The organism is Streptomyces sp. AJS327, from assembly GCF_013450295.1.
Lineage (GTDB): Bacteria > Actinomycetota > Actinomycetes > Streptomycetales > Streptomycetaceae > Streptomyces.
Window position 1 is genome coordinate 317,609 of record NZ_SKBR01000004.1, and the last position, 14,106, is coordinate 331,714.

The 14,106-nt window shown below is 71.6% G+C and carries 14 protein-coding genes; 10 read left to right on the forward strand and 4 right to left on the reverse strand.

The window, feature by feature from the left end; translation table 11 throughout:
• Nucleotides 1-114: 114 nt before the first annotated feature.
• Together E0L36_RS23280 and E0L36_RS28005 are read right to left on the reverse strand one after the other, a co-directional pair.
• Nucleotides 115-495, reverse strand: a complete 381-nt coding sequence (locus E0L36_RS23280; protein ID WP_180931243.1) for a hypothetical protein — start codon at nt 493-495, stop codon at nt 115-117.
• A 54-nt stretch (nt 496-549) separates the two neighbouring features.
• Nucleotides 550-1,383 carry a hypothetical protein gene (locus tag E0L36_RS28005; protein WP_258016524.1) on the reverse strand — a complete coding sequence of 278 codons (834 nt, stop codon included), beginning with the start codon at nt 1,381-1,383 and terminating at the stop codon, nt 550-552.
• A 1,843-nt stretch (nt 1,384-3,226) separates the two neighbouring features.
• Here E0L36_RS28005 and E0L36_RS23290 point away from each other — a divergent pair.
• The 3 genes from E0L36_RS23290 (at nt 3,227) to E0L36_RS23300 (ending at nt 4,975) form a co-directional block, all read left to right on the forward strand.
• On the forward strand, nt 3,227-4,132 hold the full coding sequence (locus E0L36_RS23290; RefSeq protein WP_180931244.1) for an SRPBCC family protein: 906 nt from the start codon (nt 3,227-3,229) through the stop codon (nt 4,130-4,132).
• Between the two features lie 127 nt (nt 4,133-4,259).
• Nucleotides 4,260-4,427 (forward strand): hypothetical protein, encoded by a 168-nt coding sequence (locus E0L36_RS23295; RefSeq protein WP_180931245.1) that lies wholly within the window; start codon nt 4,260-4,262, stop codon nt 4,425-4,427.
• A 41-nt stretch (nt 4,428-4,468) separates the two neighbouring features.
• Nucleotides 4,469-4,975, forward strand: a complete 507-nt coding sequence (locus E0L36_RS23300) for a DinB family protein (protein WP_180931246.1) — start codon at nt 4,469-4,471, stop codon at nt 4,973-4,975.
• A gap of 65 nt (nt 4,976-5,040) precedes the next feature.
• Here E0L36_RS23300 and E0L36_RS23305 read toward each other — a convergent pair whose 3' ends face one another.
• Nucleotides 5,041-6,225 carry a CdaR family transcriptional regulator gene (locus E0L36_RS23305; protein ID WP_180931247.1) on the reverse strand — a complete coding sequence of 395 codons (1,185 nt, stop codon included), beginning with the start codon at nt 6,223-6,225 and terminating at the stop codon, nt 5,041-5,043.
• Nucleotides 6,226-6,359: 134 nt separating this feature from the next.
• On the opposite strand from E0L36_RS23305, the gene E0L36_RS23310 reads away from it, so the two are divergent.
• The 3 genes from E0L36_RS23310 to E0L36_RS23320 are packed head-to-tail and all read left to right on the forward strand — an operon-like array spanning nt 6,360 to nt 9,207.
• Nucleotides 6,360-6,950, forward strand: coding sequence for a cupin domain-containing protein (locus tag E0L36_RS23310; protein WP_180931248.1), 591 nt, complete (start codon nt 6,360-6,362; stop codon nt 6,948-6,950).
• On the forward strand, nt 6,950-8,395 hold the full coding sequence (locus E0L36_RS23315; RefSeq protein WP_180931249.1) for an MFS transporter: 1,446 nt from the start codon (nt 6,950-6,952) through the stop codon (nt 8,393-8,395). The genes E0L36_RS23310 and E0L36_RS23315 overlap by 1 nt, the downstream gene beginning before the upstream one ends.
• Nucleotides 8,392-9,207, forward strand: coding sequence for an alpha/beta fold hydrolase (locus E0L36_RS23320; RefSeq protein WP_180931250.1), 816 nt, complete (start codon nt 8,392-8,394; stop codon nt 9,205-9,207). Before E0L36_RS23315 ends, E0L36_RS23320 begins: the two co-directional genes overlap by 4 nt.
• Before the next feature lie 341 nt (nt 9,208-9,548).
• Here the strand turns inward: E0L36_RS23320 and E0L36_RS23325 are convergent, their stop codons facing one another.
• The gene (locus tag E0L36_RS23325; protein WP_180931251.1) at nt 9,549-10,019 is read right to left on the reverse strand and encodes a hemerythrin domain-containing protein; all 471 of its coding nucleotides are present in this window, start codon (nt 10,017-10,019) and stop codon (nt 9,549-9,551) included.
• A gap of 353 nt (nt 10,020-10,372) precedes the next feature.
• Here E0L36_RS23325 and E0L36_RS23330 point away from each other — a divergent pair, with 353 nt between their 5' ends.
• The 4 genes from E0L36_RS23330 (at nt 10,373) to E0L36_RS23345 (ending at nt 13,999) form a co-directional block, all read left to right on the forward strand.
• Nucleotides 10,373-10,948, forward strand: a complete 576-nt coding sequence (locus E0L36_RS23330; protein ID WP_308416890.1) for an ATPase — start codon at nt 10,373-10,375, stop codon at nt 10,946-10,948.
• Between the two features lie 65 nt (nt 10,949-11,013).
• A complete protein-coding gene (locus E0L36_RS23335; protein ID WP_180931252.1) occupies nt 11,014-11,334 on the forward strand; it encodes a metalloregulator ArsR/SmtB family transcription factor in 321 nt (106 codons plus the stop codon).
• Between the two features lie 122 nt (nt 11,335-11,456).
• On the forward strand, nt 11,457-12,200 hold the full coding sequence (locus E0L36_RS23340; protein ID WP_180931664.1) for a DUF899 family protein: 744 nt from the start codon (nt 11,457-11,459) through the stop codon (nt 12,198-12,200).
• Nucleotides 12,201-12,640: 440 nt separating this feature from the next.
• Complete coding sequence (locus E0L36_RS23345; protein ID WP_180931253.1) at nt 12,641-13,999, forward strand: hypothetical protein; 1,359 nt, start codon at nt 12,641-12,643, stop codon at nt 13,997-13,999.
• Nucleotides 14,000-14,106: the final 107 nt, after the last annotated feature.

Below are 14,106 nucleotides of genomic sequence, written 5' to 3' on the forward strand. Positions count from 1 at the left end.
AGAACTCATCGGCCGCCCGGAACATCGCCGAACACACCGCCGCCGGGCAGGGGTTGGGGCCCGCACCTCCCGGCTCGGCGGTGGACGCGCCGCCCCCGCCCCGGCGCTCGGCGCTCAGGTGTCCCGCTCGCCGCGCGCTCCCGGACTCGCGCCCGCACCCTCGCCGGACTCACCCGCCCGCCCGCCCCCTTCGTCCCCGCCTCTTTCGACCCCGCCCTCCTCGGCCCCGTTCTTCTCGGATCCGCCCTCCTCGGGCTGCCCGTTCTCCTCGGATCCGTTCCCTTCGCGAGGGGGCGCGGCCCGGTCACCGGCGTCGTCGGCGAGACGGGTCGTGAGGGTGTAGTCGACCCGAACGTCGCCGTACTCGACACCGGGCTCAACGGACTCGGGAAGGTTCGTCCGGATGCTCCCGGAGACGGACCGCCTGTCACGGCTGCCGTCGAACCGCACCTCGGTCTCCGGCTCGCTGCCGAAACGCAGTGTGTCGGCCTTCACCACCGAGGAGAAGGAGATGTCCGCGGAGTCGGGATCGAACCACTCCGCGAGAGTTCAGGGCGGCTCCTGCTGCTTGCGGGACCGGCGGTTCGACCGGGACGACCGCTCGCGCTCGCCCTCTTCCGGCGCCTCGGCCTCCTCCGGTGCCTCACCGTCGGACGAGCCGCCCCCGCCTCCCCGCCCGGAGCCCGCGCCCTCGACCGCCTGGCTGGCGCCCTCGACGACCTGACTGGCGCCCTCCACCGCCCTGCCCGTGCTCTTGCCGACGTTCTGTGCCGCTCCGCCAGCGCCCCCGCCCACGTTCTCCACCGCCCTGTTCGCGCCCCCGCCGACCTCCTTGACCGCGTTGCCCGCGCCCTGCCCGACGTCCTCCACGGCGCCGCGGGCGCCCTGCCCGACCTCCCGCACGGCGCCGCCCGCGCCCCGCCCGACCTCCTGCGCGGCGCCGCCCGCGCCCCGCCCGACCTCCTGCGCGGCCGAGCCCAGGCCCCTGGTCACCTCTTCCAGGATCTGGGGATTGCGGTCGACGGTCCGCAGGACCCGGTCGATGATCGCCGCCACGTTGTCGAGCCGCACCTTGAGCAGCGCTTGCGCCTCCACCCCCTTGATCTCCAGCTGGACCTGGCCCAGCGCGACATCGGCGCCGACATTGAGCTTCAACAGGTCGAGTACTTCGGCCTGGAGAGACACCCGGGCCCGGAGATCCTCGAGATCGAGATTGATCTCGTCGACCCTGAGATCGGGAACGTCGAGCAGGACGTCGGGTTCCTCGGACCTCGACCCGATGGGCGGCGGCTCGTCCGTCCGGCCGCCGCCTCGGTCGTCGGTCCGGTCGTCGGCTCGGCCCTCGGACCGGTCGTCGGGGGAGTCGTTCTCGTTCTCAGCCATGGTGCCGTCCTCGGTGGCTCGTCACGGCACGGTGCTCAGTGCCTCAGCGTTCTCGACGCGTCTTCACGAGCGCGGAGCCCTCGGCTCCTCCCGTTGTGGAGGAGCCCATCAACCGGGAGGTTCGGTGTGCTGTGGATCGCCCACGCCCGATAGTGGCAATTCTTCCACTCGGGGAGAAACCCCGCAGTTCGAGCACCGCCGCCCCCCACCCGAGCGCGCTCGGCGTACCCGACGGCGGACCGCCGTGAACAGTCGCGAAACGCTGGGGATCACCGGGATCACCGGGATCACCGGGATCAACCGGAGTGGGATCAGTCGGGGAATCACCGAGGAGGGGGAAAGGGGGATCGCTGGAGGTTCGCCGGGCGCTCGCCGGGCGCTCGCGTGGCGACCCTCCGGCGTCGCTTCGGCGCCGGTCCGGTCCGCCACCCGGGGTGCCGGGCCGGGACCGGCGTCCCCCGCAGCCACTCGCCTCGACCACGCACCCGCCGCACCGCGCGCTCCGCCGCACCTCCCGACGGCGGGACGGTGAGTGGGCGCCGACGCCCGTCCGGGCCAACACCGCGAGCGGGGTCGGCCGCGGGGGCACAGACTCAGAACCGTGGTCTTCCAGCAGCACCGACCGCGTCGGCCCGCGCCGTCGTGCCGTCGGCGTTCGCCGAAGTCCAACGCTCCGGTGGCGCTCCGTCACCCCGCCGTGCCGGTCCGGCTGCCACCGCGCAGTGGCCGTCCGAGCGGTGCCCCCGCTCCACCGGCGCTGGAGCTACCCGAGAGACAGGGACGCACCCATGACGGACAGCAAGTCGGCCGCTCTGGCGGCCAGTCTGGTCGGCGGCTACCTACTGGGCCGCAGCCGCAAGGGGAAGGTCGCGGTGGGGGTGGCCATGTACCTCGCGGGCAAGAATCTGCACGGAAAGTCCCACGATGGCGACTCCGGGACGTCGGGGAAGGCCGTTCCCCAACGGGGTTCGGATTCCGGCGACTCCGGCGAACGGGACGGTGGTTCACCGCTCAGCCGGATCGGCGGTCAGCTGAGGGGCGAGCTGCTGACGGCCGGACGCTCCGCTCTCGTGGCGTCCGCGTCCCGACGGATGGACTCGCTGGCGGAGGCCATCCAGGAGCGCACCAAGGAGCTGGCGGGGAAGCGGCGAAGCGGTTCTGAAGGTTCCCAGGACGAGGGTTCAGGGGGTTCCGGGGGCTCCGCGGATTCCGAGGAGCCGGATGACTCCGAGGAGTTGGGCTCGCAGCGGTCTGAGGATTCCGAGGACGGCGGGGGCGGCGGGGACCGCGAGAGCGGCGGGGATCACGGGGACCGGGAGGACCACGCGGACCGCGCGGAAGGCACGGAGCGGAGATCCGTACAGGAATCCGAGCCGGAATCCGAGCCGGAATCCCGGGGACGCGCACCACGGAAGTCCGGGCGTGAATCCAGCGGGGAGGCCGAACGAGGGGAATCGGCACGCTCCGGGAGTCGGCAGCGGTCCGAGGAGCGGGCCGACCGGCGGCGGGACCGGGAGCGGTCAGGACCGGCGCGTCCAGCCAAACCCGCGCGTCCCGCCCGTGCGGGCGGGGGGACGTCCGGCGCCCGACGCGAGGAGGAACGCCCGGGACACGAGCGGTCCGTGGGGTCGTCGGCAGGGCGGTCGGGGAGCGGACGGGCGTCGGAGGGTGGACAGCGGAGTACCGGGCGTTCCGCGTCCCGTACGTCGGGGTCCCGCTCCGGAGGGTCCCGTGCGGGCGCGTCCCGTTCGTCCGCGTCGCGGGAGGACGGAGACGGAGGCACCGGGAGCGAGTTGTCCGGCGGCACCAGAACCAGGCGTTCCGGACGGGAGAGGTGACGGCGATGGGTAGCAGGGACGACGGCGGAGGGGGAGGTTCGAGCCTCGGCAAGCTCCGCGACGCGGTCATGGGGCACGCGAAGGCACGCGCTGGTCGCCTGGTCGACTCAGCCGAGGAGAAGATCTCCGACATGACCGCCAAGCTCACCGAGACGGCCGGTGGAGGGGCCGTCTCACGCACCGGTGCCCGGGTGCTGAGCGGGGAGTCACCGGTGAGGGCCATCTCCGAGGAGAGCGGCAAGCAGGGCGGTCAACTCAAGGAGGAGGTCAAGGAGAAGGCGAAGGGGGCCGTCACCCACAAGGCGAAGGAAGTGGTGGGAATGGGCGGCTCGGGGGACGAGGACGGTGGTGCGGGCAAAGCGGGGGACAAGAAGGTCACCAATATCGTCGAGGTGATCGACATCGGAGTCCCGTTGCGGACCTGCTACGACCACTGGACACAGTTCGAGGAGTTCAGCGGCTTCATGAAGGGTGTGGTCGAGGCCGAGCGCTCGGAGGACGACGAGCTGACCTCCGACTGGAAGCTCAAGATCGGTCCGTCCAACCGGAGTTGGCAGGCGACCGTGCGGGAGCAGGTCCCCGACGAGCGCATCGTGTGGTCGTCCGAGGGTGAGAAGGGGAGCACCCAGGGCGTCGTCTCGTTCCACGACGTGGCGCCGGGCCTGACCCGGATCGTGGTCGTCGTGGAGTACACCCCGGACGGTTTCGTCGAGAAGACGGCCAACATCTGGCGCGCCCAGGGGCGTCGGCTGCGGCTGGACCTCAAGCACTTCCAGCGCTACGTGTCCCTGGGGGCGGAGGAGCCGCCGGAGGGCTGGCGGGGTGAGATCCGTGACGGCAAGGTCGTCCGTAGCCACGAACAGGCCATGTCGGACGAGGACGACGAGGACGACCGCGAGGACGACGGCTAGGTTCTGCCCCCTCTGCCAACGCGGTGCCCGGACGAGGACGACGGCGGTGCGGACCGCGGCCGGTAGGCGGCGGCGAGTTCGTCGAGAACACCGGGACGGTCATCAGCCGCAACACGTCGATCAGACCGTGCGCCATCGGGTAGCGGACGAGGACACCGCCGCCGTGCGGCCGGAGTTCGCCGACGCGGGAGACGACCCCGCGCGGGACGGGAACTCATCGGCCGCCCGGAACATCGCCGAACACACCGCCGCCGGGCAGGGGTTGGGGCCCGCACCCTCCGGGGCCCGACGGTAAACGCGTGGACACCGGTCGTGGGGTCGTGGACGCTGCGGGCGATGAACAGAACCGAGGACACCCCGCCTGCCTGGGACGAGCGCACCCAGCTGACCACCTTCCTCGACTACGCGCGGGACACCGTCCGCGCCAAGTGCGAGGGCGTCTCCGCGGAGCACGCGCGCACCGCCCTCCTGCCGGGCTCACCCCTGATGACCCTCAGTGGGGTGGTCAGCCACCTCCGCTGGGTCGAGTACCACTGGTTCCAGGTGACCTTCCTCGGCGAGGACGACCAGGGTCCCTGGACCGAGGAGGACCCCGACCGGGAGATGCGGATCGCCGTCGACGTCCCGCTTCCTCGCCTGCTCGATGAGTACGCCGAACAGTCCGCCCGCTACCGGGAGTTGGTCGCGGAGCACAGCCTGGACGAGCGGGCCCGGCGGACGGTGCGCGACGGCCTCCACGTCGACCTGCGCTGGATCCTCCTCCACCTCACCGAGGAGACCGCCCGCCACAACGGCCATCTGGACATCCTCCGCGAACTCCTCGACGGCACGACCGGCGACTAGCGAGACCGGCGACCAGCACGACCCGCGGCTGGCCCGCTGCCCGACCCGCGACCAGGAGCCGCGGCTCACAGCTCCCGGCCCGGGACGGGGACCTCCTCCATGCCGGAGGTCGCCAGCCGCAGCGCCAGCCGTGTCCCCGGCTCGTCCAGGTCCAGGCCGAGGGTCTCCCGGATCTTGCCGGTGCGGTAGCGCACCGAGTTCTGGTGCAGTCGCAGCTGCGCCGCGGCGCGTGACACCGACCCGTCCTCCCGCAACGTCGTCGCGAGGGTTCCCAGCAGCTCGCCGGACCGGTCCGCGGCCGCCAGGGGCTCCAGGAGGGCGTCGAACAGATCCCGGTGGGCGGCGACGGCCTGCTGCACGACGTCCAGGGCGATCGCGACCCGCAGCTGGTCGAAGGGGGCGTACCGGCCCGCCCGGGAGAGCTTGCGCAGGGTGGAAGCCCCCTGGGTGACCTCGCGCCACCCGCCCGCCAGCGCTGGCACGGTCACCGGGCGACTGCTGACCGCGAACACCGGGCCGCGCGTGACCCGTTGCAGTCTCCGCGCGGCAGCCGCCACGCCGTCCTGGACGCTGGCCGACGTACGGTCGCCGAGCCGCTCGAACCGGGCGATGCGCGAGCCGACCAGCGCCACCTTCTCGCTCCCGTCCCGGGTGCGGACCGCGTCCAGGACGGCCGCGACGTCGGCCACCGGCGTGAACCCGTCACCGGGGAGCAGGAAGCAGGACACCACCACCGATCCGCCGGGGCTGACCCCGAGGAATTCGGCGCTCTCCTTCTCCGACAGCGCCCCCTCGACGATCCGGCGGATCATCCGCGAGTCCAGCCGGGTCACCTCCGAGGTCGTGTCCGCCGCGACCACCGGCAGTACGTGCGCCTCGAACCGCTCCACCGCCGGGGAGGAGTCCGGCGGGAACCCGCGCTCGCCCTCCAGCAGCCACAGGTACCCCACCAGCTCCCCACCCGTCCGGAGAGCCTTGATCGCCCGCCGCCGCAGCCCCGGCCAGGGGTCGGCCACCACGTGGATGGCGCCGTCGTCGATCGACGCGGCCCCGGTCTGGTCCGAGATCCACCGCAGCCAGGCGTCCGGGGTGCGGCGGCGCAGGATCGCCGCGCTGCGGGCCGGATCCTCCGCCTGACCCGGGACGGCCGAGTACGCCAGCACCCGGTACTCCGGGTCCTCCAGGACCGCCGGGCAGGACGTCGCCTCCGCCAGCCGGTCACAGGCCGCAGCCAGATCCACGAGCGCCATACCCGCGACGCTAGCCACTTTTGGAGAAGTCAACAACAGAAACGGGGAACCTCGTGGAATTCGTCCGTTGAGGCCCCCTTGCGGGCGCTCTAGCGTTGTCGCCACTTCCCAACGAAGCGAAGGAGTAACCCACCATGGGCACCAAGAACCTCACGTCCGAGCAGCTGCGCTCCCGCGTGGCGAAGTTCAAGGACCTGACCCGCAACGAGGGCGGCTTCCCCGACAGCGAGATCGAGGGCTGCCGGCGCACCCTGATGAACGTCCTGGGCTACGAGCCGCCGAAGGACGAGGAGGGGCGCATCATGAGCTCCCCCGTCGGCCCCAAGGCCGCCGAGTCCTCGGCGATCCCGGTCTCGGAGGGCCTGAACATCGGCTTCGTCGAGTGCACCCCCGGTAACGGTGTGATGTCCCACGACCACGACACCAACGAGACCTTCACGGTCATCAGCGGTCAGTGGCGCTTCACCTGCAACGACGACGACGATGTCTCGGTCGACCTGGGTCCGCTGGACACGATCTCCGTCCCCGCCGGGGTGGAGCGCCGCTTCACCAACCTGGCCAGCAACGACGGTGACGACAGCCCCAGCCTGCTGCTGGTCGCCGTCGCCGGTGACCAGCCCCGCGCCTTCTTCGAGGAGGACTACCTGGAGCGCGCCAACACCGAAGGGGACTTCACCCCCCAGGTGGACCGCCGCAAGGGCCTGGCCAGCGCGGCCACGGACTGATGGCAGCGGCTGCGGCCGCGTCGTTCCCGCAGATCGACGCATCGCCGCTGAACAGGAAGCAGAGAGGTCTGCTCCTGGCGGCGATGCTGGGAACGATGCTGGAGTTCTTCGACTTCTTCCTCATCGCCTACGTCGTCAGCATCATCGCGGAACCCTGGGGGCTGACCACCGGGCAGACCGGGCTGCTGCTGATCTCCGCCGGGGCCTCCTCGATCATCGGGTCCCTGTTCTTCGGGTGGCTGGCCGACCGGATCGGCCGGCGGAAGGTCTTCATGGCCACCGTGCTGATCTTCTCCGTCGCGACCGGCGCGATGGCCATGGTCCCCGAAGGGGACTGGGTCACCCTGGGCCTCCTGCGGTTCGTCGTCGGTCTCGGCGTCGGCGGCCTGGTCGTCGTCGACGTTCCCCTGGTCCAGGAGTTCGTGCCCGCCGCCAAGCGCGGCGTCCTCGGCGGCGCGGTCGTGCTGTTCATCCCGATGGGCTCGATCCTCGGGTCCCTCTCGGCGGCCTACCTCGCTCCGACCTTCGGGTGGCGCGGGCTGGTCCTGCTCGGGCTGCTGCCAGCCGTGATCAGCCTCTACGTGCGCTTCCAGGTCAAGGAGTCGCCCACCTGGCTGCTGGAGCAGGGCCGGGTGAAGGAGGCCCGCGAGTCCGTCGGATGGGTGCTGGGCATCGACCCGGACAAGGTGCAGGTGCCCGACTACCAGGCGCCGGAGAAGACCGGCTTTCGCGAGCTGTTCGCCTACCGCCGCAGCCTGATCTTCGGCATCCTCAGCAGCTTCGCGTTGCAGCTGCCCTTCTACGGGATCGTCCTGTGGGGCCCCTCACTGGTCGGCATGAAGATGGACGTCACCCCGGCCGGGGCCGCCAAGCTGATGATCGCGGTCAACGTCGCCGGACTCCTCGGACGCATCCTGGCCGCCCGGCTGTCCGAGACCACCGGACGCCGCATGACCGGGGCGGCGTTCATGGGACTGGCGACCGTCTTCCTCGTCGTGACCGCGCTCGGCCGCGACCTGGAACTGCTGGGCACCTCCGGCTTCTACGTCTTCCTCATCGCCGCCTGGTTCTTCCTCGACGGGTCCTTCTCCGTGGCACTGCCGTACTGGGCCGAGCACTTCCCCACCCGGATGCGCTCCGCCGGCACCGGCGTCGCCTACGGCGTCGGCGGCCTGGGCAAGATCATCGGCCCCGCGGTCCTGGTGCTCATCTCCGGTGCTGGCACGGCCGTCGAACCGGAGGCGAGCAACGCGTCCATCCTGCCCGCCTTCCTCCTCTTCGCCGTCGTCGCCGCCCTCGGGGCCCTGAGCTACCTGCTCTTCGCCGTCGAGACCAAGGGCCTGGACATGGACGAACTGGAAGCGAAGCTGAACGAGCAGGTGCCCGTCACCACCCCCAAGCCCGGCCCGATAGGCACCTCGGCCCGTGAGGAGGCATCCCCGTGACCATCACGGCTCAGGAACGACACGTGCCCGCGGCGGCGGGAGCGCACCTGTACGTCCTCGACCTCGCGCCCGAGGAGCGGACCGGGGCCACCACCGCGGTCGTCCTCTCCCACGGCGCCGGGGGCTGCCACATCAACTGGCACCACCAGGTCGCCCACTTCGCCCGGGACCACCGCGTCATCGTCTGGGACCAACGCGGCTTCGGCAACTCCCGCGACCCCCGCCAGGCCGCGTCCCCCCACCAGGCCGGGCAGGACCTGCTCGCGGTGCTGGACGCGTGCGGCGTCGACCGGGCGTGGATGGTCGCCCAGTCGATGGCTGGCTGGGGAACCTCCCTGGCGGTGCGGGACCGCCCGGACCGGTTCGCCGGAGTCATCCTGTGCGACACCAGCGCCGGTGTCGTCACCGACGACATCGCCGCCCGCCTGGAGCGGTTCCGCAACGACAGCGCGGCGAGCGCGGCCACCGGCGCGTTCTACAGCTCACTGGCCTTCGACCCCACCTGGATCGAACAGGAACCCGCCGGGGCGGCCGCGCTGCACCTCTGGTCCCGAGCCCTCCCCGCGACCTACACCAGCGCGGTCGCCGACCTGAGCGCCACCCCGATACCCACCGACCATCTGGCGCACCTGCCGGTAGGGCTCATCGTCGGAGAACGCGACCCGATCTTCCCACCGGCAGCCCTGCGAGAAGCGTTCAGCCATGTCGCCGACCTCGGCATCCACGAGATCCCCGACGCCGGGCACTCCCCCTACCTGGAAAAGCCCGAGACCTTCAACGCCCTCCTCGGCGGCCTCCTCCCCCCGCCCTGACCAGCCGCCGCCTCAGGCAGCGTGCGCCCGAACAACCCGGTCCGGCAACGGGTACCCGCATCGCCACCAGCACGGCGGGACGGTGAAGCCGACCGGCACCAGCCACCGCCGCCACCTCTTCCCACCACCCCCGCCACCACGATTCCCGGGCCGCGCGGGGTCCGCCGAACGAGCGCCGAACAGCGCCGAGTTCGACGTACCCGCGCGGCCCGCCGACGTCTACGGGCGGGGAGTACGTCGACGAGTGCGCTGGCGAGTACGGGTCGGCGAGCGCGGGCGGGCCGGCACGGGCGGCGAGCGCGTAGGAGCCCGCTGGTCGCGGAGCCTCGCGGAGGGGGTGGTCACAGGGGTCCCAGTACGCGTTTCGGGTCGGCGTCGAGCGCGAGCGTCTCCAGGACCGTCAGCAACGCGCGTTCCTCGTAACGGAAGTGGCTCTCCATGATCGCGCCGATGCCCTCCAGGTGCCGCGCCAGATCTCCCGGCGGGGCCGAGGAGGAGAGCGCCGAACGCATCCCGGCGATCAGGTGCGCGATCATCGAGTGGTCCTGTTCCAGATGCCGCAGCGTGTCCCGCAGTTCCGGGTGCGCCTCCGCGATGGCGGGGAACAACTCCCGGTCCTCGCCCTCGTGATGCTCGGTCAACGCGGTGCAGAACCCGTGGCAGAACAGCAGCAGGTCACGCGTCGCGGCTTCGGCGGACTCACCGGAGGCGACCGCTTCCTCCGCGATCACCAGCGCGTGGCGCAACCGGTCGTGCACGGCGCGCAGTTCGTTACTCCAGGCGATCAGCCTGCTCTTCTCGCCCTCAGCCATGTGAGGGCGAAGGGGTCGACGGTGTCATCGTCGTCCTCCTTCGAATCCCACGCCTCCATGCCTGGCACGGTCTGCCACCGGCACGCGACGCTCCCGGCAACCTAGCACCGTCCCCGGGGGGGCGGTAGCGGGGGGTAACTCCCTGGTTCGGCAGTCCGGTTGCCGGGGGTCGAGTGGTTCCGGCGCCGGATTCGGTCGGCACCGGAACCGGTCGCTACCGGATTCGGTCGTCGGGGACCTCTCGTGGCGACTCCCAGCGGCCCGGTGGGCGGCGACACACCCGCAACCCGGTGGTTGCGAGAGGTGGCCCGGTGTGCAACTCTCTGGTTGCACATCTACGGAGGGAGCAGCGCGTGCCGGACGCCAGGTACACCGCCGGGGAACTGGACGAACTCGACCACATAGCACGGCAGATCGACATCGACGCCACCGTCGAGCGGGTGTGGGAACTCGTCCGGCGGCCCGGCTGGTTCATCAACGACGGCACCGTCGACCCGGAACCGGACCTGCGCGACGACGGTGGGGTGGCCGTGCTCCACCATCCCTCGTGGGGCGAGTTCCATCTGAAGGCCGTGGAGTTGGATGAGCCGCGCTACGCCGCGTTCCGCTGGTTCGAGACCCCGTACCGAGGTGAGTCGACCCCCTCGACGCTGGTCGAGTTCTGGATCGAGGAGCGGGACGAGGGAGGGGTCACGCTCCGCGTCCTGGAGAGCGGATTCTCCCAGCTCTCCGACGACCCGGCGGAGTGGCTGCGGCGACGCGAGGGCAACGTGGCGGGCTGGAGAACCGAGTTGGGGACGGCGAAGGCGTTCGTTGAGGGACGCGCGACCTCATCGGGTCCGGAACCAGGGGCGGAACCGGTCGCGAGTCCCGGGCCGGAACCAGCCCCGGGACCGGACGCGGGGCGGACCGGGCGGCCGGACGCGTGACCGGGCGGGGGGCCGAGGGGACGCCCGGGCGGGGCCCCGGGGCGAGGTCAGCCCAACTACCCGTCATGTGCTCGGCGTTGGGTGACGGTACCCGGTGGGACATCCTCAGCCGGCTCGGGGAGGGTCCGATGTCGGCGTCCGCGCTGGCGAAGGTGCTGCCGGTGAGTCGGCAGGCGATCGGCAAACACCTGGAGGTCCTGCGCGAGGTGGGGCTGGTCGAGTCCGAACAGCGCGGGCGCGAGGTGGTGTACCTCGCCGTGGGAGCCCGACTCGGCGCGCTGGCCCGGGAGCTGGACCGGATAGGCCGTTCCTGGGAGACCAGGCTCCACCGGCTCAAACGACTGGCGGAACGGCCCTCCTCGGAGGGCGGCCACGACACGGCATGACGAGCCGACCACGACACGGCATGACGAGAACCGTGACCAGGCCAGCCCGAACCCGTGACGAGCGGCGCGGGCGGGGCAGGACGAGACGAAAGGACGGAGTTGTGACCGAGCGGGAGAACGAGATGACGGGGGACCGCGCTCCGGCGCTGCCTCCCGTGGTTGAACGCGCGGCGTTCCACGAGGAGTTGGAGGCGCTGCACGAGCGGGAGAAAGCGCACACCCGGGAGGACGACGCGATCGCGGCGGCCCGACGGCGCCTGCCCGTGGTCGAGATGCCCGCCGACCTCGAACTCACCGGTCCCGACGGGCCGGTGACCCTGCTCGACGCCTTCGAGGGGCGTCGGCAGCTCATCGCCTACTACTTCATGTGGCACCCCGGACACCCGGCGGCCGAGCAGTGCGAGGGCTGCACCTGGGTCACCTCGCAGGTGCGGGAGTTGTCCTACCTCCACTCGCGGGACATCACCTACGCGGTCTTCTGCCAGGGCCCGTACGAGGAGAGCCGTCGCTACCGCGACTTCATGGGCTGGGAGAACGTGCCGTGGTACTCGGCGCTGCCCTCCCAGGAGACGCTGCTGACCGGGCGGCACGTCGGCATGATGCACCTGGTGTGCTACCTGCGGGACGGCGACCGGGTCTTCGAGACCTACTGGACGACCCGGCGTGGCGTGGAGGCCATGGACTACAGCTACGCGCTGATGGACCTCACCGTGTACGGACGGCAGGAACTGTGGGAGGACTCGCCGTCCGGCTGGCCCCACGTGCAGCGGACGGACGACGACGCACTCCGGCTGCGGAGCGGCGGACGCCCCATCCCCCAGTGGGCACGCGTCGAGTCCGGCCACTCCGACGCCCTCACCCGCTGACCGCTCGGGCTGCGGTGACGGCGCCGGTCGGTTCACCGTCTCTGTGACGTTCCCCAACAGCCGTCGTGGGCCCGGTGGTTCGGACCGCCGACCGCCCGGTCGAACGGACGCGGGCCGTACTCTCGCCGGCCCGCGGTGCCGTCCCGGGTGCGCGGCCGTCCGAGCCGAAGCCCCGGCGCGTCCGGTGCCGAACGTCGCGGCCCCGAGTTGTCCGGCGCCGGAGGGGCCATCGCCGTTGGTGCTGGCCGCAGTGAGGAAGCCCGTCGTTGATACACGCTTCGGGAACCGGTTGGTGGGGGCGAGCGTGTGGAGAGGGAGTAACACCCGAAGTCCGAGGTAGCCGGGTCGAGTTGGGCGGGGAGAAGCGGAACCTCGCGTTTTGGGTGGTGTGTAGGGGTAGGCCGGGTATCGGTGACGTGAGCGCGCGGAGGGGGAGACGTATGCGGTCCACGGGTACGGCCGGTGGGGGTTCGCGAAGAGCGCTCGTCGCGGGCGCGGTGGTCTGCGCGGTCGTGGTGAGCGGGTGTGGTGGGCAGGACTCGGGGCCGAAGGGTTCCTCGGAGTCCGACGAGGGAGACGTGACCGTGGCGGCGACGGCCAAGAAGCTCCAACGGGCGTCCATGCTGCGGTGGAAGGGCTCCTGGCGCGCCGGAGAACCGGGCGAACCGAAGACCAGGATCTCCGTCGACGTACGGGCCCTGCCAGCGGGGGATGTGGTCGGCACCGTCACCTCGAAGGGGCGCACCACCACCGTGGCGCACGTGCCGGACAACATCACCCTGGTCAGGACCGACCGCACCACGGGTGGGGACGGGAAGGGCGCGGAAGGCAACACGAAGGCGGACAAGGGGCGTTGGAGGGAGGTCCGGGAGCGGTCCGGCCCGTCGGACAGGTTGGGAGAGGGCGAGGGCCAGATCGCGGGTCTCGACCTGACGTGGTTCCCGCCGCGCGAACTGGCCGAGAAACTCCGCGAGTACCGGCCCGCCCGCTCGTCCGCCCCCGGTGGGACGAGTACCGAGTGGAGCACCGAGTCCAGCACCCGGCGGAGCACCGAGTGGACGCCGTCCGGCACGGTGCCGAAGAACCTGCCCCGGCCCTCCGGCGTCCCGCGCGACGCGCTGGGCTTCCACGCCAAGCCCAGGTCGGGCCACGGCTATGAGGGCGTCTACTGGGTGGAGCCGGACCGTCCGCGGCGACTCCTGGGCTACACCGGCAGGGACGCGGAGATGAAGGGCCCGTTCGGCTCCCTCCGGGGCGGCCCCGAGCCGCCCCGGATGACCGTACGCGCCGAGGGCAAGGCGGCGGCCAAGCGCGCCTACCGCGAGCTGCGTTCCATCGTCGACGGGCTGGGGAAGACGATCTCGGTGAACGTCCCGCTGTCGAACGACCTGGCCCGCACCTCGCACGGTGAGGCCGTCTGCGGACCCCGATGCCACTCCCTGACCGTGCCGGTCACCGTACGAAACAACCTGCCGGACGCTCGACTGCGTCCGAGGGTGCGGGTCACCGTTCGAGGCGGAGAACTGGGCACGCCACGGGACGCGCTCCCGGTACTGGGCTCCTGCGAGGTGCGGTTCCGCGAACTCCGCCCGGAGGCCGAGGCCGAGGGCGGCTGCACCATCACCGGAGCGGAGCTGCGGAAGGTGGCCGACCGTGCGGAGCGGAACGGCGGCTCCTTCGCCAGCGCCGGAATCGGCCTGCGCTTCTCCACGTCGCCGCACGGTGTCGTCCGTGACGCCAGCGAGAAGAAGGCCCTGGCGAAGGTCCTCCACCACCACGAGAAGGACACTCTCGGCTGAGCCGCGTCAGCCGGGCGCCATCCCCGCCCGGCATCGCGGCCCGACCTCGTCAGACCGCCTTGACCTACTCACGCAGCGGGACGACCAGACCGACCGGACGCTCACCG